Below are 20,959 nucleotides of genomic sequence, written 5' to 3' on the forward strand. Positions count from 1 at the left end.
GCTTTGCGTCCTCCGCGTCACGAACCGGCAGGGTGGCGCAGTGGCGCCGAGGCGGCACCCGCAATCGCGGCGCCCTCCGCGGCTGCAACCGGCGCCGGCTGGCGGATGGTCATGATGATGTTGAAGGCGAACAGCAGGCCGCCGATCAGATAGAACAGGCCGCCCAGCGCGCGGGTGACGTAATAGGGGTGCAGCATCGCGACGCTGTCGGCGAAGCTGTAGCGCAGGAAGCCGAATTCGTCATAGGCGCGCCACATCAGCCCCTGGGCGATGCCTGAAACCCACATCGCGGTGATGTAGAGCACGATGGCGAGCGAGGCGATCCAGAAGTGCCATTCCACCAGCCGCAGCGACCACAGCGGCCGGTTCCACAGTCGCGGCACCAGGTAATAAAGCGCGCCGAAGGTCATGAACGCCACCCAGCCCAGCGCCCCTGAATGGACGTGGCCGACAGTCCAGTCGGTATAATGGCTGAGCGCGTTGACCGGCTTCAGCGCCATCAGCGGGCCTTCGAAGGTGGCCATGCCATAGAAGGCGACGGCGACCACCAGGAAGCGCAGGATCGGGTCGGTGCGCAGACGGCCCCAGGCCCCCGACAGCGTCATGATGCCGTTGATCATGCCGCCCCACGACGGCATCCACAGCATGATCGAGAACGCGGCACCCAATGTCTGCGCCCAGTCGGGCAGGGCGGTGTAGTGCAGATGATGGGGGCCGGCCCAGATATAGAGGAAGATCAGCGCCCAGAAATGGACGATCGACAGCCGATAGGAATAGATCGGCCGCTCGGCCTGTTTGGGCACGAAGTAATACATCACGCCGATAAAACCGGCGGTGAGCAGGAAGCCGACCATGTTGTGGCCGTACCACCACTGGATCAGCGCATCCTGAACGCCTGAGAACGCCGAATAGCTCTTGGTGCCGACGAACGACACCGGCATCGCCAGGTTGTTGATGATGTGCAGGACCGCGACGGTGATGATGTAGGCGAGGAAGAACCAGTTCGCGACATAGATATGGGGCTCGCGGCGGGTGGCCAGCGTGCCCACGAAGATCGCCAGATAGCCGACCCAGACCACGGTCAGCCAGATATCGGCATACCATTCCGGCTCGGCATATTCCCGGCTCTGGGTGATGCCCATGACATAGCCGGTGAGCGCTATGATCAGGAAGGCCTGATAGCCCCAGAACACCGCATTGGCCAGGCGGGGGCCACCCCACAACCCTGTGCGGCAGGTGCGCTGCACGACATAGAACGAGGTCGCAAACAGGGCGTTGCCGGCAAAGCCCAGGATGACGGCCGAGGTGTGCACCGGCCGCAGCCGGCCGAAACTGCCCTCCAGGCCGATATTGAGTTCAGGGAAGGCCAGCAGGGTGGCAACCCAGGTGCCGGCGGCAAAGCCGAACACGCCCCAGAACACCGTGGCGATGGTGAAGCGACGCACGATCGCTTCGTTGTAGCCGGCAATCGCGGCGCTGCTGGCCGGCGCTGATGCCGTGGCTCCGATGGCGCCGGTTGCGGTGATTGCAGTCATCCCATGATCTCCCGTACAGCGCATCCGGACTGGTGATGGAATGCGAGGCAGTCAGAGACTGACGACGGAGATGCCGGCGCCCGTTTATCTTGAAGAACGATTGTCCTGGCGAAACATATGTCGACATGTTCACGGATGGTCCGTGACATGGTGACGGGAGACCGCATCTCGTGACCCCACTGATGATCCTGGCCGCCGTTGTTCTGGTCGTGGCGTGCCGGTTTCTGTCGTTCCGCGACCCACGGCTTAGGAGTGTGTGTTGTGATGGACCGGATCGCCGGGCGCGCCGGCGGCGTGTTATGTTGCGATGCAACGGACATGACAAAATCCTGTCCGGCCGCATCGATATGCGGCCATCCGGATCTGCGTGATCGGCAGGGTGGGTGGTCGGGTTCAGGGCGGCGGGCGTGAAGCCGGTACAAGTCCCTGAGATAGAACGACATCTGGCAGATCGGCAGCCATGTTTTGGGTGATGCCGGACATGTGGACAACACCAGAAGCCACCATGACCGAAACCATGATGGGTGCGTTACCGAACCGACGGTGCGCCCTGTTTCGGGCTATTTTGCTGCATCGCGCCATGGCCGGACTATTGCGGAAGCAGGGTGGGCCCCGCAATTGCCAGACTGTCGCGGCGTCATTCTGTCGCACAGTCCGGCACCAGGATTCGCCTTGGGGATCGCCGGTGGGTTAATCTTCGGCCAGGGCATCTGGCCCTTTACGCGAAACCTGCCGGGGAGAGCGCCGCCGTGGCTCAGAATGCATCACCCACCATCCCTGCCGCGCCGGCCCCTGCCGCGCCGGTCGGGAATGCCGACAGTCATGATGATTTCGATCCATGGGGGGCACTGCCCGACGCCGTTCTGGATCCGGTTCAGGAAAAGCGGGTGCGCGCCGGCCTGGGAGCGCAGGGGTTCATGGCCCTGGTCGGTGCCACGATCACCGCGATCGGTGCCGGCCGCTGCCAGTTGTCGGTGACGGCGCGGCCTGAGCTGATGCAGAACCACGGCGTCTTCCATGGCGGCGTGATCGGCTTTCTGATCGATAATGCCTGTGCCGCCGCGGCGGGCACCATGGCGCCGCTGGGGCATGGCGTGATGACGGCCGATTACGGCGTGTCGCTGCTGGCGGCCGCCACCGGTGGCCAGCTTGTCGCCGATGCGCGTGTGGTGCGTGCCGGCCGTCGCCTGACCACGGTTGAAGCGCGTGTGCACGTTCTGGCCCAGGGCAGAGCCCCCCGGCTGGTCGCCACCGGACGTGCGACCGTGGCGGTGATCGAGGGACGTGAAAGCAGCGCCGCCGCCGCCACCCATGGTGGCGGCCCGGCCTGACCGTGGGGTAACTGGTCCGGTATCCGGAACGGTTTATGCTGCTGTGCGAAATTGCATCGGCCATGGCATCTGCGCCATGGCCGAGGACGATGCGGCAGCGCAGCCGGGCCGAAAAAAAGCGGGCGCTGTCCAATGAACGGCGCCCGCGAAGTTTAAGCCGGTTACCCAGTCGACGGACAAGGCGTGTCGTCATCCCTCCCTGCCGTCCCGACCGAGGATGCGGCCTGTTGTCCGGAGCGTCAAGTAAGGGATGGTGAAAAGCTTAGAAAATTTACTAATGGTTGTATCAAACGACTGTATAGGGCGGAGATCGGGGCTTTTCACATCCGCAGATATTCCAATACCATTGGGCTGATTGGCATCTTATTGTATGCCGATGCCTGGCTGGTGTGGCCGGAAGCGAGGGTTATCCGTCACGACGGCCGGCTGAACGCACTCTGTGTTCAAGCAATCACAAAGGAATAATTCTAAGAAGCAGTCGCATTCTGTGTCACATCGGCGGTGACCCGATCGGCCGGTGCTCTATCGAATTACCGCTGTGCAGAAATACAGCCATGGCCTGCCCGGTGCATCAGGTGAAATAGTCCAGCGGCTGGTGCGCAGGCGGCGCGCACCAACCCGTCAGCCGGCATTGTCTCAGTCGGATGCTGGTGGCGGATCGTTGGCCCACGGATAATCGTGGCACGACAATGACAGCGATACCGGCCCTGGTGCCGTGCGCCACGGCGGCCAGGGCCCGGAGTCCGGGGCCGCATGGTTTCGAGGGCGGATTTGCGTCAGCACTGCTGCCCCGCTGATGTGGCGGTCAATACATTAGTTAAGTTTATGAGTCGGATGTTTTTTTGAATTTTTTTTGAAAGAGAGCCGGCCTTAGGATCACCTCGAACCGCCGGCCGTGTCCGAGGGGGAAACGAGGACGGTGTTCGGCCCGGGCGGATGACACTCAAGGGAAGGCCCCGACAGATGATGAAATTCCTGGCGACCGCCGTGTTTGGCGGCGTGCTGGCTCTGGGTGGCATTGGCGCCGCTCATGCCGAATTCCCCGAGAAGAACGTGCGCATCGTGGTGCCGTTCTCGCCCGGCGGTGCCGTCGATTTCACCAGCCGGCTGATCGCCGAGGTGGGCTCCGATTATCTGGGCGGCCAGAAGATCATCGTCGAGAACATGCCCGGTGGCGGCGCCGTGGTCGGGCAGAGCTATGTCGCCCGCGCCAAGGCCGATGGCTATACCGTGCTGGCCTATACCTCGTCGGTGATCAACAACCCGATCGTCAAGAAGACCCCTTACACCTATAAGTCGTTTCAGACCCTGGCGATGTACTGCCTCGATCCGGAAGTCGTGATCGCGCCGTCGTCGTCTTCCTATAAGAACGTCGCCGACCTGGTCGATGCCGCGAAGAAGGCGCCGGTCAGCATCGCGACGCCCGGTCATTCGACCTCGCATCACATCGCGGCGCTGGTGCTGGCGAAGGAAGCCGGCGGCCAGTTCAACTACATCCACAACGAGAGCGCGGCGATGCAGTTCCAGCAGGTGATGGGCGGTCATGTCGACGCCGCCTTCGTCTCGATGGGCGAAGCGCTGAGCAATGCCAAGGACGGCCGCATCCGTATTCTGGGCGTGATGTCGGAAGAGCGGAACCCGGCGATGCCGGACGTGCCGACCCTGGCCGAAGTTGGCCTGCCGGCGCTGGATCATCTGGCGACCTTCCGCGGTCTTGCCGTGCCGGCCGATACCCCGCGTGACGTGGTCGACACGCTGGCGGCGGCGCTGGAGAAGACGGTCGCCGATCCGCGCTTCGTGGACGGCATGAACAAGGGCGGCTATCCGATCGCCTTCCGCGGCCCCGACGCCTTCTCGACCTATGTCGACAAGGTCTCGGTGGTCATGGAAGAGATTCTGCCGACGCTGAAGAAGCCCGAATAATCCGGATTGTCCGGTAGACTGGCGCTCAGGCGCTTTGGAACCGGCCGGTTCCATGCCCGCGATCCGCGGGTGGGGACCGGCCGTTTTCCGTTTGGACGCCTGTTGTCGCGCATCCCATTCGCGGCCCATTCAGCTTCAGGGGACGGGTTCCATGCTCCGCGCATCCGGCGCAAGACTGCCCGATATCTGCCTAGGCGTCGCCATGCTGGCGCTTGCCGGGTATGTGTTCATCGAAACCGCCGGCTATGACCAGACGGCGGCGCTGGCGCCCCGGCTGTTCGCGGCTGTGCTTGGCCTCAGCGGCCTGCTGATGCTGGTGCCGGTCGCCGGGCGCAAGACCGCCGTGATCGTGATGCGCCAGCAGGCGTTGCCGCTGGCCGTGGCGGCCGGCATCGGCGTCGTGATCCTGGCGGTGGAGCCGCTGGGGTTCGAACTGCCGGCCTTCGTGCTGTTCATCGTGATCGCCCGCCTGCTGGGCGACCGGCTGTCGCTGTCGCTGGTGGTGACGGCGGCCTTGTTCACGGGGGCGATCCGACTGATCTTCGGCGTGCTTCTGGGCGTGCCGCTGCCATCGATCACCGGCTGACGCAGCCATCGGGGATGTTTCATGATTGACCAGATCCTTCCGGCCCTGCTGCATCTGGCAGAGCCCGCGGTCTTCGGCTTCCTGGTGTTCGGCGTGCTGATCGGCCTGGTGGTCGGCGCGATGCCGGGCCTGAACGACAGCATCACGCTTGCGGTGCTGGTGCCGATCACCTTCGCCATGCCTGGCGATTACGCCTTTCCGCTGCTGGTCGGCATCTATTGCGCGGCCTGTTTCGGCGGCTCGTTTCCGGCCATTCTGCTCAAGATCCCCGGCACCGCGTCGTCGGTGGTGACGGCGATCGACGGCAATGCCATGGCCCGCAAGGGGCTTGCCGGACAGGCGCTGGGCATCGCCACCTACAGCTCGGTCTTTGGCGGCATCACCAGCGCTCTGGTGCTGCTGCTGTGCGCGCCGTTCCTGGCCGAACAGGCGCTGCGCTTCGGCCCGCCCGAATATTTCGCGCTGGCGCTGCTGGGCCTGTCGACCGTGATCGGCATGGCGACGGGCAACGCCGTGCGCAGCACCATCGCCTGCGCGCTGGGCCTGCTGATCGCGACCATCGGCTTCAGCCCGCAGAGCGGCTATGCTCGTTTCACCTTCGACGAGCCCTGGCTCTATGACGGCCTGCCGCTGGTGCCGATGCTGATCGGCCTGTTCGGCGTGGCGAGCCTGCTTGAGATGGCCGAAGAGGCATGGCTGCGCCGGCGCGGCCCCGGTGTCGCCGAGGCCCGCCAGGCTGTCGCCAGCGTCCGCTTCCGCGATCTGCTGCTGCCGATGTCGATGATCCGCCGCCTGCTGCCGGTCTGGGTGCAGTCGTCGGCGATCGGCAATGTCATCGGCATCCTGCCCGGCGCCGGTATGCTGATGGCGATCTATATGGCCTATGGCCGGGTGGCGCGCCGTTTCGGTGCCGAGGCCGGCCAGGGGCTGCCCGAAGGCGTCGCCGCACCGGAAGCGGCCAACAACGCGGTGGTCGCAAGCTCGATGGTGCCGCTGCTGTCGCTGGGCATTCCCGGCAACTCCACCTCGGCGCTGTTCCTGGGCGCGCTGCTCATCCAGGGCCTGCGCCCCGGTCCGTCGCTGTTCACCGACAGCCCCGACATCGCCTATCTGATCGTCGTGGCCTTCGTGGTCGCCAATATCCTGATGTTCCCGCTGGGCCTGCTGATGGCGCGCGCGGTGCCGGGGATGGTGGCGCGGATCCCGCAGGGCATGCTGGGTGCGGCCGTGGCGCTGCTGTGCATCGCCGGCGCCTATTCGGTCGCCAACAGCACCTTCGGCGTGGTGGTGGCGCTGGGCTTCGGTGTGGCCGGCTATCTGCTGAACAAGCTGAACGTGCCGCTGTCGCCGCTGATCCTGGGCGTGGTGCTGGAACCGGTGATCGAGCGTTCGCTGTATCAGAGCCTGTCGCTGTCGGGGGGCGAGATCTGGATCTTCTTTCAGCGGCCGATTTCCGGTGTGCTGATGGTGGTGGCCATCGCCTTCGTGGTCTGGCCGCTGGTGGCGGGCCGCCTGCGCCGGCGGCGCGCCTGACCGGACAGGTCTTGGCCTATCCCCGGGCCGCCATCAATCTGTACAGGTTCTTGGCGGCTTCGGGCACCGCCTCGTCGCGCTGATACAGATAATAGCGGATGCTGCCCAGTGGCGGCAGGCCGTCGGCCTCGCCGACGACCCTGAGATCCGGGGTCAGCGCCTCGATGCTGCGGGCGGTGATGCCAAGTCCGGCCGCCACCGCCGCGCGGATGCCGGCGAGGCCCGGTGCGGTATAGCGCTCATGCCAGGGCTGGCCGATACGCTCCAGAGCGTCGAGCGCGATCTTGCGGAAGATGCTGGGCTCGTCGGCCAGCACCAGCGGCAGGGGCTTGCCCGGCTCGACCCGGAAGTCGTTGGCGGCGATCCACACGATCGGCGAGCTGCGCAGCAGGAAATGCGGCCGGCTGTCGTCGAGCCGGGTGGAGATGGTCAGGTCGACGGCCCCCTTCTTCAGCAGTTCCATCAGATCGGGGCTGCGGCCGACATGGATCACCAGCGACAGCGCCGGGTTGGCGCGGGCGAACTGACGCAGCATTTCCGGCAGCACCGTGTCGGCGATGTCGGCGGGCGAGCCGAGCCGCACCGGTCCCGAACTGCTCACCGCGTGCAGCGCCGCCAGGGTTTCTTCCTGAAGCGCCAGCATCCGGCGGCCGTAATCGACCAGCTTGCGGCCGCTGGGGGTGAGTTCCTTGGTGCGGCCGCTGCGCTCGAACAAGGTCAGGCCAAGCTGATCCTCCAGCCGGCGCATCTGCTGGCTGACCGCGGCCTGGGTGCGGTGCACGGCATCGCCGGCACGGGCGAAGGTCTCCTGATCGGCGATGGCCACCAGGGTGCGCAGGGCGGCCAGATCGAAGTTAATCATAAGCATTCCTAATCGAACATGCCGGATTACTCGTTATTTCCGGCAACAGTTTAGCGGTACCGTTTCAGGGTGCAATGGCGCAGAGCCGCCATGGCGCTGACGGAATGAGAAGGACGAAGCCATGAATGATCGTCGCCAGACCCTGGCCGAAGGGATGGTCGCCGAGGCCCGCCAGATCCTGGCGGCCGAGGGCGTGACCCGCGCGGCCCTGGCCCAGGTGCTTGACCGGTTGAAGGCGCTGGCCGCCCGTGCCGAGCTGTGGGCCGAGGCCGATTTTCCGCCGCCGGAAGATGGTGAGCGCCAGGCCCGCTATATGATCCGCGCCGATGACGATCAGAGCTTCGCGCTGTATCTGAACGTGATGCGTCCGGGCAAGCTGATCCCGCCGCACGACCACACCACCTGGGCCTGTGTCGCCGCGGTCGAGGGCGCCGAGGTCAACCGGCTGTATGAGCGCACCGACGATGGCAGCCGCCCGGGCTTTGCCACCCTGCGGGAAACGACGCGGATCGAGGTCGGCCCCGGCCGTGGCGTCGCCCTGCTGCCCGATGATATTCATTCCGTGGTGATCGAGGGCGAGCAGGTGATCCGCCACCTGCATTTCTATGGGCGCGGGCTCGAAACCCTGACCGGCCGCACCGGCTATGACCTCGCCGCCGGCACCTGCAAGATCATGGGACTGGGTGTGCCGACCCGGCAGGGGCCCGCCGGACGGGCGGCGGCGACCGGTGCCGCGCCGGCGGTCCCGGCCCCGAAGGCGCCCGCCGATATGGCGAAGGTCGATGACGGCCTGATCGACGCGCCGACGCTGAAGACCGCGCTGCACGACGGCGGCGAGATCGCGCTGCTGGATGTGCGCGAGCATGGCCAGTATGGCTGGTCGCATCTGTTCTATGCCGTGCCGCTGCCCTATAGCCGGCTGGAGCTGGATATCGAGCGGCTGGTGCCGAACAAGACCGCACGGGTCGTGGTCTATGACGACGGTCTGGGTGATGTGGCGATGCGTGCCGCGGCGCGGGCGCGGCTGCTGGGTTACCGCCATGTCCAGGTGCTGGATGGCGGCGCCCCGGCCTGGGCGGCGGCGGGTTACCGGCTGTTCGCCGGCGTGAACGTGGTCAGCAAGACCTTCGGCGAGATCGTCGAGCACGAACTGGGCACGCCATCGATTTCGGCCGAGGATCTGCAGGCGGCGCAGGCGCGTGGCGACGACATGGTGGTGATCGACGGTCGCCCGGTCGAGGAATACCGCAAGATGAGCATTCCGGGCGCCGTGTGCTGCCCGAATGGCGAACTGGCCCTGCGCATCCAGGCGATTGCGCCCGACCCGGCGACCCGGATCGTGATCAACTGCGCCGGCCGCACCCGCAGCATCATCGGGGCGCAGACCCTGCGCGATGTCGGCGTGCCCAACCCGGTGGTGGCGCTGCGCAACGGCACCCAGGGCTGGCGGCTGGCCGGCTTCGACCTGGATCATGGCGGCGCGCGGCTGTATCCGCAGGCGCCCGAGACCGACCGCGCCGAACTGGCCGCACGCGCCGCGGCTTTCGCCCAGGCGAACGGTGTCGCGACGGTCAGCCCCGAGACCGTCGGCGCCTGGTTGCGCGACACCAGCCGCACGACCTATCTGCTGGATGTCCGCACGCCCGAGGAATATGCCGCCGGCCATGCGCCGGGAGCCCTGCATGCGCCGGGCGGCCAGTTGATCCAGGCCTCGGATCAGTGGCTGGGCGTGCGCCATGCCCGGGTGGTACTGGTCGACGACACCGGCCTGCGGGCGGTGGTCGTGGCCAACTGGCTGCGCCGGATGGGCTGGGACGTCGCGGTTCTGGATGGCGGCAGCACGGCCTGGGGCCGTATCGCACCCGCCGGCCTTGGCCATGAGGAAGCCGTCAGCCGCCTGCCGGCACTGGTGCTGCTGCGCGCCGCCGAAGTGGCCGCCATGCGCGCCGATGCCAGCGCGCCGGTGCTGATGCTGGATATTCGCGCCGGCATGGCCTATCGCGCCGGCCATATCGACGGCGCCCGCTGGGCGATCCGTCCGCGCATCGCCGCCGCGTTGGCCGATGCCGCGCCGGATGCCCGCATCGTGCTGATTGCCGATGACGCGCGGATCGCGCGCTGCGTGGCGGTGGATCTGGCGGCGCGGGGTCGCAAGGTGGCGGGCATGCTGCCGGCCGATCCCCGCGACTGGCGGGCGGGCGGTTTTGCGGTGGTGGCAACCCCCGACGAGCCGTCGGAAGCCGACTGCATCGATTATCTGTTCTTCGTTCACGATCGCCATGACGGCAATCTTGAGGCGGCGCGGCGCTATCTGGCGTGGGAAACCGGGCTGCTGGCGCAGTTGGATGACCGCGAGCGCGCGGGCTTCGCGGTCGCGGGCCAGCCTCACGCCGTTACGGGCATGGAGAACGGCCAGTGACCGCCGATCGGAGCCGCCAGTCCGAACGCACCCGCCTGATCCATCTTGGCCGCAGCGCGCCGATCGAAGGTGTGCGGCCGGTGAACCCGCCGGTGGTGCGCACTTCCACGGTGCTCGCCCCCGATATCGCGACCATGCGCGCCAACAAGGCACGGCGCGACGATGGCAGCCGGGTGTTCAGCTATGGCGCCCGCGGCACCCCCACCGCCCATGCCCTGGAAGATGCCTGGGCGGCGCTGGAAGGTGGCGAACGGGCGCTGCTGTTCCCGACGGGGCTTGCGGCCATCGCCCATGTGATGATCACCTGCCTGGCACCGGGCGACCATGTGCTGATTCAGAACACGGTCTATCCACAGGTCCACAACATCCGCAGCGCCTATCTGGAACGGCGCGGCATCGCCACCAGCTATTTCGACGGCACGGTTCAGGATGCCGCCGCGAAGATCACCCCGGCCACCCGGATGATCTATGGCGAGAATCCGGGCTCGTGGGTCTATGACCTGATCGATGTGGCGGCATTGGCGACACTGGCCCACGACCACGGCGCGCTGCTGGTGGTCGACAACACCTGGGCCTCGGGTCTGCTGCACAAGCCGCTGGCCCATGGCGCCGATATCTCGGTGATCGCCGGCACCAAATATGTCGTCGGCCATTCCGACGTCATGATCGGAGCCGTGGTCGCCAATGGCGATCTGGGCCGCGATCTGTGGCGGATGCAGGTGGTGATGGGCCAGACCGTCAGCCCCGACGATGCCTATCTGACCCTGCGCGGCCTCAGGACCATCGCCGCCCGGCTGCCGATGCATGCGGCCGGCGCGCTCAGGATCGCACGCCATCTGGAAGGCCATCCGCTGATTGCCGCCGTGCTGCATCCGGCGCTGGAAAGCCACCCGCGCCACGAGCTGTGGCGCCGCGACTTCACCGGCGCCAACGGCCTGCTGACCCTGGCCATGCGCGCCGATCTGGACATGGCCACCGTCGACCGCTTCGTCGATACGCTCGGCCTGTTCGGGATCGGCTCGTCCTGGGGCGGGTTCGAAAGCCTGGCGCTGCCGCAGGCGCCCGATACGGTGCGCGGCTGGACCCATCCTGGTATCGCCGTGCGCCTGCATATCGGGCTGGAGGATCCGGCGGATCTGGAAGCCGATCTCAGCCGCGGGCTTGCCGCGATCGGCTGACGCCCCGGCTGAACCATGCCGGACCGGCCCCCGCCCGGTCCGGATATGTCGACGGCCCGCGTCCCGCCAGGGAGCGGGCCGTCGGTCTGTCGGCTGGTCAGGTCAGGTTGTCGAACACGCTGGCGGCCATGGCCTCGATCGGTCCGGGATCGACGGCGGCGGCGGCGGTGGTGATCCGTGCCGAGGATGCCTGCAGACGGGCCGCGAGATCCGGCCACGCCACATCGACCAGCGCGCCATGGCGTTTGATCATCCGGCCGTCGACCATGACCATGTCGACATCGGCTGCCGCGGCATTCAACACGATGGCGGCCACCGCATCGATGGTCGGGCACATCGACAGGGTATCGGTCCGCACCAGGATCAGATCGGCGCGCTTGCCGGGCTCGATCGAGCCAATGCGGTTCTCCAGATGCAGGGCCTCGGCACCACCGAGTGTCGCCAGACGCAGCACCTCGCGCGCTGTGGGGGCGATCCGCCGTGGCGCCGCGCCGCGCGCCTCGATGGCGGCATTGGCCCGGGCCCGCGCCGACTGAAGCATCATCCGCATCTGCCTGAACATGTCGCCTGAGTAATTCGACACGATGTCGATGCCGAGCCCGGTGCGCACGCCCGCGGCCCGGGCGGTGAAGGCCAGCGGATGGCCCATGCCCATCTGCATCTCGGTTTCGGGCGTCACCGACAGGCCGGCGCCGGCCTCGGCCATCGCCGCCTGTTCGGCTGCCGTCAAGGTGGCGCCATGAACGAACAGCAGATCGGGGCCCAACTGCCCGGCCTCGGCCAGATGCTGCACCACCCGGTGACGTTGATCATAGGCGCCCATCGCGACATGCAGCGAGATGCTGTGCGCGCCCAGTTCACGTGCCAGACGCAGCTCGCGCAGAAGATCGGCCATGGGCATGGCCTCGGCTTCGGCCGGTGCCAGGCCGAACAGGATCCGGTCCTGATCCGAGAAGGCCCGGCTTGCCGCCAGGCGCCGGGCATCGGCGGCCAGCCAGCCCGGCTCGGCATCCATCACCAGCGGATCATGGCCGCGCGGATTGCCGAACAGCCCATAGCAGAACACGCCGCGCCCGCCGGCATCGATCAGGCCCTGAAGGGCCGCATCGGCATGATCGGGGCTGTTGATGATGTGGCAATGATCGACCATGGTCGTCACGCCGGCATTCAGCGCCTCAAGCGCGCCGATATGGTTGCCCAGCCAGACATCCTCGGCGCCATAGAAGGCCGAATAGATCATGCGCATGCGGACGAAATAGTCGAACAGCGACCAGTCGCCCGCCACCGACCGCAATTGTGTCTGCCAGACATGACGATGGGTGTCGACGAAGCCGGGCATCAGGATGCCATCGGCGGCATCGACGATATCGGCATCGGCATGATCGATCCGGCCGCCAACCGCGCGGATCACGCCATCGGCGACCAGCACGTCGCCGCGTGTTTCGTCGACGCCATCGACCATCGTCAGCAGCCGGGCATTGCGGATCAGCAAGGGTCTTGGATGTGCCATGTCTCGGTCCTCCCTGGACGGTGCCGCCGGCCCTCTCTGCGGGGCCGGTCAGGACAATGGCGCATGCTCGCGCGGCGCAGGCCTGATCACAACATGAATCTTATATCATGATATATATTTTTGAACGCGCTTGCGAGACGCGGCGTCATCGGGCATAGCGGGTGCAGGTCGGATGGGCCGGCAATGGTGGAGGGCATGGTGACGGCGACATCGGGCAGGCTGCGGCTGATGGAGCGCAAGCGTGCCTTCGCCCGCGAGGAAATCCTGAACGCGGCCGAACGGCTGCTGCGGACCGGAGACGCGCCCGATTTCTCGATGCGGGCGCTGTGTGAGGAAGCCGGGGTCAGTTTCGCCACACCGTTCAACTATTTCGGCAGCAAGGCCGGCATCCTGCGCGGTCTGGCGCAGCGCATGTTCGATGGGATCGTTGATCGCTATTCGGCCGACATGGCCGCCGCCCCGACCGCGGGCGGCGATGCGATCGACCGGGCCTTCGCCATGGGCGAGGCGGGGTGCGCGGTCTGGCTGGAGCGTCCGGCCGTGCACCGTTTCCTGATCGGGTCGATGGTGGCGGATGGGCCGGCCGTGGCCGGATCTTTGAACGGCGATCCGGAAGAGATGCGCACGCGATCCCGCGCCCTGTGGATCCTGGCGCTTGGCGCCTATGACGGCATCGACCCGGCGATGCGGCCGCTGGCGGAAGCGGCGCTGCCGGAACAACTGGCGATCATGTTTCGCGGCGCGGCGGCCTTGTGGGCGGGCGGCGAGATCGCCGACGACCAGTTCGCGGCGGCGGTCGAGCTTGGCACCGCGACCTCGCTGACCGGCTATGTGCCCGCCGACCGGCGCGCGGCGCTGTTCGCCCGCATCGCCCGGGCCGCGGCGATTCTGGCTCCGCGTATTGCGACTGGTTCGCATTCTGACTAGGATGCCGGCGGTATTCGGTTCCCGCCCTGGAAGGCATACAGGCCGCTGTGCGCGACGACGACACCAGGCTCAAGGCCAGGCTCAGGATATTCCTCGATCACCGCGCGATGCTCGTCGATTATGCGACGCCGATCGTGGGCGATCGCATGCGCGCCGAGGATGTCGTCCAGGAAGCCTATATCCGCTTCGCGCCGGGGGCGGAGACCGGGCGGGTGGCGCAGCCGGTGGGCTATCTGTACCGCATCGTCCGCAACCTCGCCCTCGACATGACCCGCAGGCGGCAGACCGAGGATCGCAACCGGCTGCGGCACCGGCCCGACTGGTTGAAGCCTGCCGATCTTCCGGCGCCCGATCAGGGACTGCTGGACCGCGACGAGACCCGGCGCATGGCGGCGGCGCTCGCCTCACTGCCCGAGCGGGAGCGGCGGGCACTGGAACTGCACCGGCTGGAGGGCCAGAGCCTGCAACGGATCGCCGATCATCTGGAGATTTCGGTGACATCGGCGCACCGGCTGGTGCAGGGGGCGGTGGTGCGCCTGACCCTGGCGCTGCGCGACGAGGACGGGGCATGACCGTGGGTTCCGCGCCCAGACCCTCGGCCGCCCTGATCGCCGAGGCGGCAGACTGGCTGATCCGTCGGCAGGCAGCACCCGACGATCCGGCGCTGGATCAGGCGTTCAGGATCTGGCTGGTGGCAGAACCGGCCCACGCTATGGCATTCGAAGAAGTGCGGCGAAGCTGGCTGGCGGTGCCGCAAGCTCTGGCGAGCGTCGAGGCGCGGCCCCGCCAGGGGCGTCGTCGTCTGGCCTGGGGATTGGCCGGCATGGCGGTTGCCGCCGGTCTGGTGTTGGCCCTGATCCCCGGTCTGGCGGTGCGCATGACGGCGGATGCCGCGACCGGGATTGGCGAGGTGCGCCTCGTCACCCTGGCCGATGGCAGCCTGATGCGGCTGGCGCCGCTGTCCGCCGCCGATCTGCGGTTCGATGGCGACCGGCGTCGTGTGGTGTTGCGACGCGGCGATGCCTTCTTCGAGGTCGTGCCCGATATGGGCCGGCCCTTCGTGGTCGAGGCCGGTGCCGTGCGGGTGACGGTTCTGGGCACGGCCTTCGAGGTCGATCGGGATGCGGCGCGGGTGACGGTGTCGGTGCGCAGCGGCCGGGTGCGGGTCGATGGTCCGGGTGCCGTGACCACGGCGCTCGGCCAGGGCGAGACCGTGGATATGGCCACCGACGGCACAGCGCCGAAGCACGGCCGCATCGCCACCGATGCGGTGGCGCTCTGGCAGGACGGGCGGCTGTTCGTCGATGGGGCGACGGTGGCCGAGGTGGTCGACCGGCTGCGCGCCTATACGCCCGGGCTGATCATCGTTGCCGATGATGCGCTCGGCGCCCGGCAGGTGACCGGCCTCTATGATCTGGGCGACCCGGCGGCCGCACTCTCGGCCCTGATGCGTGCCCATGGCGGGCGGGTCCGGCGGATCGGTCCGCTGCTGACCATCCTCGACGGCGCCTGACGCCGCATCTGCATCTCCTTGTAGTAGAAACCGCATCTTTTTCTCGGAAAAATGCCGGTCCGTGCGGAAAATCCCGCCGGGCTCCGCGTCTGTTGATCCTGAAAATGCGAGTTATTCGCATGACCATCGGGCAGATGACGGAGGAGACGGGCATGAGGCAGGGCCAGCAGCGCCGCCAGAGGGTGTCGCCAGGGGTTGCGGCGATGGTTGCCGCATCGATGGCGACCGGTCCGGGCGCCATCGGGGTTGCGGGCCTGGTCGCCGGCATGGCGATGACGGCGGCCGGTGCAGCACGAGCGGCCGATGCGGCGGCGGAGGTGTCGTTCGACATTCCGGCCCAGCCGCTGGCCGGTGCGCTCGGCGCCTTCGGCCGACAGGCGGGCTTGCAGGTCTCGGCCGATACCGCCGTCACCCGCGGCGTGGAAAGCCGCGGCCTGCACGGCCGGATGACGGCCGAAGCCGGACTGACGCAGCTTCTGGCCGGCACACCGGTTGCCGGATCGATCACCGCCGATGGTGTGGTGGTGTTGCAGCGCCTGACCGGCGACGGCGCCACCGTGCTCGATCCGCTCCAGGTGGCGGCGGCGCGGGTGGTGGAACGGGCGACAGGGCCGGTTGCGGGCTATGTCGCGACCCGCACCGCCACCGCCACCAAGACCGACACGCCGTTGCTGGAAACGCCCCAATCGGTGTCGGTCGTCACCCGCGACCAGATGGCCGCGCGCGCCGTGACCACCGAGGGCGAGGCGCTGGCCTATACCGCCGGTGTCCGTGTCGGCGGTCGCGCCGGTGGCGTGATGCCCGGCGGCGACAACATCCAGGTGCGGGGCTTCGGCGGCGACGGCACCTATGGTGCCTCGTCGAACGAATATCTCGACGGGATCAAGGTCGGCGGCACCAATTTCGGCGTCGGTGGTTTCGAGCCCTATCTGTTCGAGCGGATCGAGGTGCTGAAAGGTCCGGCTTCGGTGCTCTATGGCCAGAACACCCCCGGCGGCATCGTCAACCGGGTGAGCAAGACGGCGTCGGAGCAGGCGGTGAACGAGGTGATGCTGCGCGGCGGCAGCTTCGGCCGGCATGAGGCGGGGGCGGATATCGGCGGCCGGCTGGTCGCGGATGGCCGGCTGGCCTTCCGGGTCGCCGGGCTGGTGATGGAGAGCGACAATCAGGTCGACGGCATCGATCAGGAGCGCACCGCCATTGCCCCCTCGCTGACCTGGCGCGCCGGTGACGACACCACCCTGACCCTGCTTGGCGCCTGGCAGCGTGACGACATCGATGGCGGCTTTTCGAACATGCTGCCGATCGTGGGCACGCTCTACGAGGCGCCCTATGGCCGGCTGCCACGGGATTTCTATGCCGGCGATACCGATTACGGCCATTGGGACCGTGACCTCTATACCCTTGGCTATCAGTTCGAGCATCGCTTCGACGATGCGGTGACCTTCCGGCAGAACGCGCGCTATATCGCCAACCGGTTGGACTTCGCGACCGTCTATATCAAGGAGCTTAAGACGGATGGCGTGACGCTCGACCGCAATGCCTTCGCGGCCCGCGAGTCCTCGAACGTCTATGTCGTCGACAACCAGATCCAGATTGACGGCACCACCGGGCCGCTGGATCACACGCTGCTTGCCGGTCTGGAATATCGTCACCATGACAGCGACACCATCCGTCGCTTCGCGCAGGCGGGGACAATCGTGCTGCCCGGGGGCGCCAACAAAGATGCCGGCCTCGTCAGCGAGCCCGCGATCTATCAGAACCTGGAGACCCGGCGCGATCAGTGGGGCATCTATGTTCAGGATCAGGTCCGGATAGGCGGCTGGATCGTCAATCTCGGCGGGCGCTATGACCGGGCCGACAGCCGGGTGAAGAACCGTCTCACTTCCCAAGAGACGTCGCAGGATGATGAGGCTTTCACCACCCGCGTCGGTCTTGGCTATGCCTTCGATACCGGACTGACCCCCTATGTCAGCTATGCCGAGAGTTTCGAACCGCACGCGGGGACCGTCGCAGGTGGTGGCGACATGAAGCCGACCCGGGGCACCCAGTATGAGGCCGGCCTGAAGTACCAGCCGTCTGGCTGGAACACGATGGTCACAGCCGCCGTGTTCCATCTGACCCAGACCAACGTGCCGAAGACCGACACAGCGACCAATGTTCAGCGCCAGATCGGCGAGGTGACCAATCAGGGCATCGAACTGGAAGCGGTGGCAAGCCTGGGGTCGGGCTGGGACGTGCAGGCGAGCTTCACCTGGCTCGACAGCGAGGTGACCGAGAGCACCGAAAAGGATCTGCACAACCGCCCGACCATGGTGCCTGAGGTGACGGCGGCGCTGTGGGGCCGCTACACCTTTCAGGCGGGGTTCGCCGAAGGGCTGGGGCTGGGCGCGGGTGTGCGCTATGTCGGCAGCACCTATGGCGACGAGAAGAACACCATTGAGGTGCCGTCCTATACGCTGTATGACGCGGCGGTGACCTATGATCTCGGCCGGGCGGCGCCATCGTTCGCCGGCGTCGAGCTTGCGGTCAATGCCTCGAACCTGTTCGACGAGACCTATGTCTCGGGCTGCGAAGTCGGCCGCCAGTGCTATTGGGGCCAGGGCCGGTCGGTTCTGGGCACCGTGAAGTACAAGTGGTGACGGCCATGCGGGGCGTGCCACTGCGCCTGCTGGCGGCGGGGCCGGGCGGCTATGTGGTGGCGGCGCTGGCGGCAACGCTCTGTGTCCGCCTGCTGCCCGGCCCCGCGGTCGAGGCGGTGCTGGCCGGCACTATGGCCAGCTTTCTGATCTGGACAGGGGTCGTGATCAGGGTCTTCGCCGTGGCCGCGCCTGTCCGGGCGCTTGCCGAGGTGGTGGCGCTTGCCTGTCTGCTCGCTCTGGCGGGGGGGTGGCGATGAGTCTCCGCCAGACCATGTCCTGGCTCCATACCTGGGCCGGGCTGGTGGTCGGCTGGTTGCTGTTCGCGATCTTCCTGACCGGCACGGCCAGCTATTTCCGGCCCGACATCTCCACCTGGATGCACCAGCTCCGTCCGGTCGACCTGCCTGATCAGGCGACGCAGGCGGGTATGGCTGCGTCCTGGCTCAACGCCGAGGCGCCCGATGCGGCGCGCTGGCTGATCGACCTGCCCGATGGGCGCGAGCCGGTGTTGAAGGTGGCGGCGGGCCGGCCCCATGGCTTCGTGGCCAGCCGCCTGGACCCGGAGACCGGCGCGCCGGAGACCGGCCCCGACACCGTTGGCGGCGATTTTCTGTTCTATATCCACTTCACCCTGATCATGTCCGATTGGGGGCGGATCCTCGGCCGCTATCTGACCGGCATCTGCGCGATGATCATGGGCGTGGCGATCGTCACCGGGGTGATCGTCCACAAGCGGATCTTCAAGGACGCCTTCACCTTCCGGCCCCGCGCCGCCGCGCAGCGCGCCTGGCTCGACGGCCATAATCTGCTGGGCGTGATGTCGCTGCCTTTCCATCTGATGATCACCTGGAGCGGCCTGATCACCCTGATGCTGCTCTATATGCCCTGGGCGGTGGATGCCGCTTATCCGGCGGGGCGGGCCGGCTATGCGGCGGATCTCGACGGCGTTCGGCCAGTGGCGGTTGCAGCGACCACCATACAGGCGGCCCCGCTCACCGATCTGGGGCCGGTGATCGGACAGGCCGTGGCCATGTGGTCGGCGCCGGATCGGCCAGACGGTGTTGGCAGGATCGGCGTCGGGCGGATCGCCGTCGACCGGCCGGGAACCACCGCCGCACGCCTGACCCTGACACCACAGGATGCCGATCAGCTTGCCCGCCGGCCCGAGACGCTGGCTTTCGATGGCGTCACCGGCCGGCTGATCGCCGATGGGCGCGGGCAGGGCGGAGCCGCTGCCGCCACCTATCACACGCTCTATGGCCTGCATCTTGCCCGTTTCGCCGGGCTGCCGCTGCGCTGGCTGTTCTTCCTGTCAGGCCTTGCCGGCACGGCGATGATCGCGACTGGGCTGGTGCTGTGGTCGGTGAAGCACCGGTCGACATCCGGCGCGCCGGGACGGGACCGGGGGCACCGGCTGGTCGATGCGCTGAATATCGGCTGTCTGGTCGGGCTGCCGGCCGCGATCGCCGGGCAGTTCCTGGCCAACCGCCTGCTGCCGGCGGCGCTGGACGGGCGGGCGGCACTGGAGGCGGCGGCCTTCTATCTGGTCTGGCTGGCGATGCTGGGGCTGGGGGCGCTGCGGTCGGATGGGGCCGGCTGGGCGCGGGCGCTGGCCGTGGCGGCCCTGCTCTGGGCGGCGGTGCCGTTGGTGGATGTCCTGGTCACCGGGCGCGATCCGTGGCGCGCGGTTCTGGCCGGTGATCGGGTGTTCTGGGGGATGCAGCTTACAGCCCTGTGCATGGCGCTTGGTCTCGGGCGGCTGGCCATGATCATCCAGGCACGGCGAGGCAGGCCATGATCCCGCTGCTGACCCTGGCGGTCGGGGTGTCGGCGGCGGTGACACTCGCCCTCGCCATGCCCCGTCATCACGATCAGGGCCACGGCCGCGGCGCCAGGGCTGTGCACCAGCCGGTCAGGCGGCGCCTCGAAGGCGGCATCCTGGCTCTGCTCGCCGCCGGCCTTATCATATCGGCCGAAGGCTGGGGGCGGGGGCTGGTCTGGGTTGCGGGCACGGCAGGTCTTGCCGGGCCGTTGGCCGCGGCGCTGTTTGCATGGGCTCCCGGCTGGGCGCGGCGGGTGGCCGGGCTTGGCTGGCCGCTTGCCGGGGCGTGGCTGTGCCTGACCGCCGCCGGGTCGGGATAACGAAACGGCCCGCCTTCCTGGCTCAGGAGGCGGGCCGCCGCGCGTCATCTCGTCATCGGTGCCGGATCAGCGCACGCCGACCTGACGGGCGTCGATGCCGTGGTTCGACAGGTATTCGCTGAGTTCGCCGGTTTCGAACATCTCGCTGATGATGTCGCAACCGCCGACGAATTCACCCTTCACATAAAGCTGGGGAATGGTCGGCCAGTTGGAGAAGTCCTTGATCCCCTGGCGGACGCCGGCATCGGCCAGCACGTTCACGCCACGGAACGGCACACCCATGTAATTCAGAACCTGCACCACCTTGGCGGAAAAACCGCACATCGGCTGCATCGGCGTGCCCTTCATGAACAGCACGACGGGTTCGGCATCGATATGGGACTGGATTTCGGCGAAGGCCGGGTTCGACTGCTCTGCGCTCATGATCATCCTCGGACCTTGGGGCTTCTGGCGGCTGTCTGTGCGGTCGGGAAGGGCGGTTGCCCTGTTTAATCCGTACCGTCCTGGTCTGATTTAAGCCTGCCCACCGCGCATTGCAACCGCCTTGATTGCGATCGGGGCATGCGTGATGCAGGGCTCAGCGGCGATCGGAATACCGCTGTCCGCCGGTATCAGTCGGCCGGCGCCGAGGTTTGCAGGGCAAGCGCATGCAGCACGCCGCCCATGCGCCCCTGCAGCGCCTGATAGACCATCTGATGCTGCTGCACGCGGGTCTTGCCCTTGAAGGCCGACGACACGACCCGCGCCGCATAATGGTCGCCATCGCCGGCCAGATCCTCGACCAACACCTCGGCATCGGGCAGGGCGGCCCTGATCAGGCGTTCGATCTCATTCTGATCCATCGGCATCGGCGTCTCT

18 protein-coding genes are annotated in these 20,959 nt (G+C 67.3%); 13 read left to right on the top strand and 5 right to left on the bottom strand.

Features of this window, described 5'->3' with window-relative positions:
• Positions 1-17 precede the first annotated feature (17 nt).
• Complete coding sequence (gene ccoN / locus WG924_RS00510; protein ID WP_345930867.1) at positions 18-1,535, bottom strand: cytochrome-c oxidase, cbb3-type subunit I; 1,518 nt, start codon at positions 1,533-1,535, stop codon at positions 18-20.
• A gap of 749 nt (positions 1,536-2,284) precedes the next feature.
• On the opposite strand from ccoN, the gene WG924_RS00515 reads away from it, so the two are divergent.
• From WG924_RS00515 to WG924_RS00530, 4 genes are all read left to right on the top strand, one after another.
• Positions 2,285-2,866 carry a PaaI family thioesterase gene (locus WG924_RS00515; protein WP_345930868.1) on the top strand — a complete coding sequence of 194 codons (582 nt, stop codon included), beginning with the start codon at positions 2,285-2,287 and terminating at the stop codon, positions 2,864-2,866.
• A gap of 963 nt (positions 2,867-3,829) precedes the next feature.
• The gene (locus WG924_RS00520; RefSeq protein ID WP_345930869.1) at positions 3,830-4,789 is read left to right on the top strand and encodes a Bug family tripartite tricarboxylate transporter substrate binding protein; all 960 of its coding nucleotides are present in this window, start codon (positions 3,830-3,832) and stop codon (positions 4,787-4,789) included.
• Between the two features lie 151 nt (positions 4,790-4,940).
• Positions 4,941-5,375, top strand: coding sequence for a tripartite tricarboxylate transporter TctB family protein (locus WG924_RS00525; protein WP_345930870.1), 435 nt, complete (start codon positions 4,941-4,943; stop codon positions 5,373-5,375).
• A 21-nt stretch (positions 5,376-5,396) separates the two neighbouring features.
• Entirely contained in the window at positions 5,397-6,908 is a 1,512-nt protein-coding gene (locus WG924_RS00530) for a tripartite tricarboxylate transporter permease (protein ID WP_345930871.1), read from the top strand.
• Between the two features lie 16 nt (positions 6,909-6,924).
• Here WG924_RS00530 and WG924_RS00535 read toward each other — a convergent pair whose 3' ends face one another.
• Positions 6,925-7,776 carry a LysR substrate-binding domain-containing protein gene (locus tag WG924_RS00535; protein WP_345930872.1) on the bottom strand — a complete coding sequence of 284 codons (852 nt, stop codon included), beginning with the start codon at positions 7,774-7,776 and terminating at the stop codon, positions 6,925-6,927.
• 763 nt (positions 7,777-8,539) lie between these two features.
• On the opposite strand from WG924_RS00535, the gene WG924_RS00540 reads away from it, so the two are divergent.
• Together WG924_RS00540 and metC are read left to right on the top strand one after the other, a co-directional pair.
• A complete protein-coding gene (locus WG924_RS00540) occupies positions 8,540-10,189 on the top strand; it encodes a rhodanese-like domain-containing protein (RefSeq protein ID WP_345931721.1) in 1,650 nt (549 codons plus the stop codon).
• Positions 10,186-11,367 carry a cystathionine beta-lyase gene (metC, locus tag WG924_RS00545; RefSeq protein ID WP_345930873.1) on the top strand — a complete coding sequence of 394 codons (1,182 nt, stop codon included), beginning with the start codon at positions 10,186-10,188 and terminating at the stop codon, positions 11,365-11,367. Before WG924_RS00540 ends, metC begins: the two co-directional genes overlap by 4 nt.
• A 97-nt stretch (positions 11,368-11,464) precedes the next feature.
• Here metC and WG924_RS00550 read toward each other — a convergent pair whose 3' ends face one another.
• Complete coding sequence (locus WG924_RS00550) at positions 11,465-12,877, bottom strand: amidohydrolase family protein (protein ID WP_345930874.1); 1,413 nt, start codon at positions 12,875-12,877, stop codon at positions 11,465-11,467.
• Between the two features lie 183 nt (positions 12,878-13,060).
• Between WG924_RS00550 and WG924_RS00555 the strand changes: the two genes are divergently transcribed.
• From WG924_RS00555 to WG924_RS00585, 7 genes are all read left to right on the top strand, one after another.
• The gene (locus WG924_RS00555) at positions 13,061-13,804 is read left to right on the top strand and encodes a TetR/AcrR family transcriptional regulator (protein ID WP_345930875.1); all 744 of its coding nucleotides are present in this window, start codon (positions 13,061-13,063) and stop codon (positions 13,802-13,804) included.
• A gap of 47 nt (positions 13,805-13,851) precedes the next feature.
• Positions 13,852-14,376, top strand: a complete 525-nt coding sequence (locus tag WG924_RS00560) for a sigma-70 family RNA polymerase sigma factor (RefSeq protein WP_345930876.1) — start codon at positions 13,852-13,854, stop codon at positions 14,374-14,376.
• Positions 14,373-15,317 carry a FecR family protein gene (locus tag WG924_RS00565; protein ID WP_345930877.1) on the top strand — a complete coding sequence of 315 codons (945 nt, stop codon included), beginning with the start codon at positions 14,373-14,375 and terminating at the stop codon, positions 15,315-15,317. Before WG924_RS00560 ends, WG924_RS00565 begins: the two co-directional genes overlap by 4 nt.
• 152 nt (positions 15,318-15,469) lie before the next feature.
• Positions 15,470-17,959, top strand: coding sequence for a TonB-dependent siderophore receptor (locus WG924_RS00570; RefSeq protein ID WP_345930878.1), 2,490 nt, complete (start codon positions 15,470-15,472; stop codon positions 17,957-17,959).
• Positions 17,956-18,216, top strand: a complete 261-nt coding sequence (locus WG924_RS00575) for an iron transporter (RefSeq protein ID WP_372044754.1) — start codon at positions 17,956-17,958, stop codon at positions 18,214-18,216. The genes WG924_RS00570 and WG924_RS00575 overlap by 4 nt, the downstream gene beginning before the upstream one ends.
• A gap of 14 nt (positions 18,217-18,230) precedes the next feature.
• Positions 18,231-19,757, top strand: a complete 1,527-nt coding sequence (locus tag WG924_RS00580; RefSeq protein WP_345930879.1) for a PepSY-associated TM helix domain-containing protein — start codon at positions 18,231-18,233, stop codon at positions 19,755-19,757.
• A complete protein-coding gene (locus WG924_RS00585) occupies positions 19,754-20,101 on the top strand; it encodes a DUF3325 domain-containing protein (RefSeq protein ID WP_345930880.1) in 348 nt (115 codons plus the stop codon). Before WG924_RS00580 ends, WG924_RS00585 begins: the two co-directional genes overlap by 4 nt.
• A 66-nt stretch (positions 20,102-20,167) precedes the next feature.
• Here the strand turns inward: WG924_RS00585 and grxD are convergent, their stop codons facing one another.
• Together grxD and WG924_RS00595 are read right to left on the bottom strand one after the other, a co-directional pair.
• Positions 20,168-20,524 (bottom strand): Grx4 family monothiol glutaredoxin, encoded by a 357-nt coding sequence (gene grxD / locus WG924_RS00590; protein WP_229708102.1) that lies wholly within the window; start codon positions 20,522-20,524, stop codon positions 20,168-20,170.
• A 188-nt stretch (positions 20,525-20,712) separates the two neighbouring features.
• Complete coding sequence (locus WG924_RS00595) at positions 20,713-20,949, bottom strand: BolA family protein (protein WP_188578869.1); 237 nt, start codon at positions 20,947-20,949, stop codon at positions 20,713-20,715.
• Positions 20,950-20,959 lie beyond the last annotated feature (10 nt).

Source organism: Tistrella arctica, assembly GCF_039630945.1.
Lineage (GTDB): Bacteria > Pseudomonadota > Alphaproteobacteria > Tistrellales > Tistrellaceae > Tistrella > Tistrella bauzanensis.

What these genes read in the sequence shown, in the direction of transcription:
- WG924_RS00535 (WP_345930872.1), bottom strand. Translation starts at nt 7,776, where the DNA reads ATGCTTATGATTAACTTCGATCTGGCCGCCCTGCGCACCCTGGTGGCC.
- WG924_RS00540 (WP_345931721.1), top strand. Translation starts at nt 8,540, where the DNA reads ATGGCGAAGGTCGATGACGGCCTGATCGACGCGCCGACGCTGAAGACC.
- WG924_RS00595 (WP_188578869.1), bottom strand. Translation starts at nt 20,949, where the DNA reads ATGCCGATGGATCAGAATGAGATCGAACGCCTGATCAGGGCCGCCCTG.
- ccoN (WP_345930867.1), bottom strand. Translation starts at nt 1,535, where the DNA reads ATGACTGCAATCACCGCAACCGGCGCCATCGGAGCCACGGCATCAGCG.
- WG924_RS00580 (WP_345930879.1), top strand. Translation starts at nt 18,231, where the DNA reads ATGTCCTGGCTCCATACCTGGGCCGGGCTGGTGGTCGGCTGGTTGCTG.
- WG924_RS00525 (WP_345930870.1), top strand. Translation starts at nt 4,941, where the DNA reads ATGCTCCGCGCATCCGGCGCAAGACTGCCCGATATCTGCCTAGGCGTC.
- WG924_RS00520 (WP_345930869.1), top strand. Translation starts at nt 3,830, where the DNA reads ATGATGAAATTCCTGGCGACCGCCGTGTTTGGCGGCGTGCTGGCTCTG.
- WG924_RS00555 (WP_345930875.1), top strand. Translation starts at nt 13,061, where the DNA reads ATGGTGGAGGGCATGGTGACGGCGACATCGGGCAGGCTGCGGCTGATG.
- WG924_RS00570 (WP_345930878.1), top strand. Translation starts at nt 15,470, where the DNA reads ATGAGGCAGGGCCAGCAGCGCCGCCAGAGGGTGTCGCCAGGGGTTGCG.
- WG924_RS00530 (WP_345930871.1), top strand. Translation starts at nt 5,397, where the DNA reads ATGATTGACCAGATCCTTCCGGCCCTGCTGCATCTGGCAGAGCCCGCG.
- grxD (WP_229708102.1), bottom strand. Translation starts at nt 20,524, where the DNA reads ATGAGCGCAGAGCAGTCGAACCCGGCCTTCGCCGAAATCCAGTCCCAT.
- WG924_RS00585 (WP_345930880.1), top strand. Translation starts at nt 19,754, where the DNA reads ATGATCCCGCTGCTGACCCTGGCGGTCGGGGTGTCGGCGGCGGTGACA.
- WG924_RS00565 (WP_345930877.1), top strand. Translation starts at nt 14,373, where the DNA reads ATGACCGTGGGTTCCGCGCCCAGACCCTCGGCCGCCCTGATCGCCGAG.
- WG924_RS00550 (WP_345930874.1), bottom strand. Translation starts at nt 12,877, where the DNA reads ATGGCACATCCAAGACCCTTGCTGATCCGCAATGCCCGGCTGCTGACG.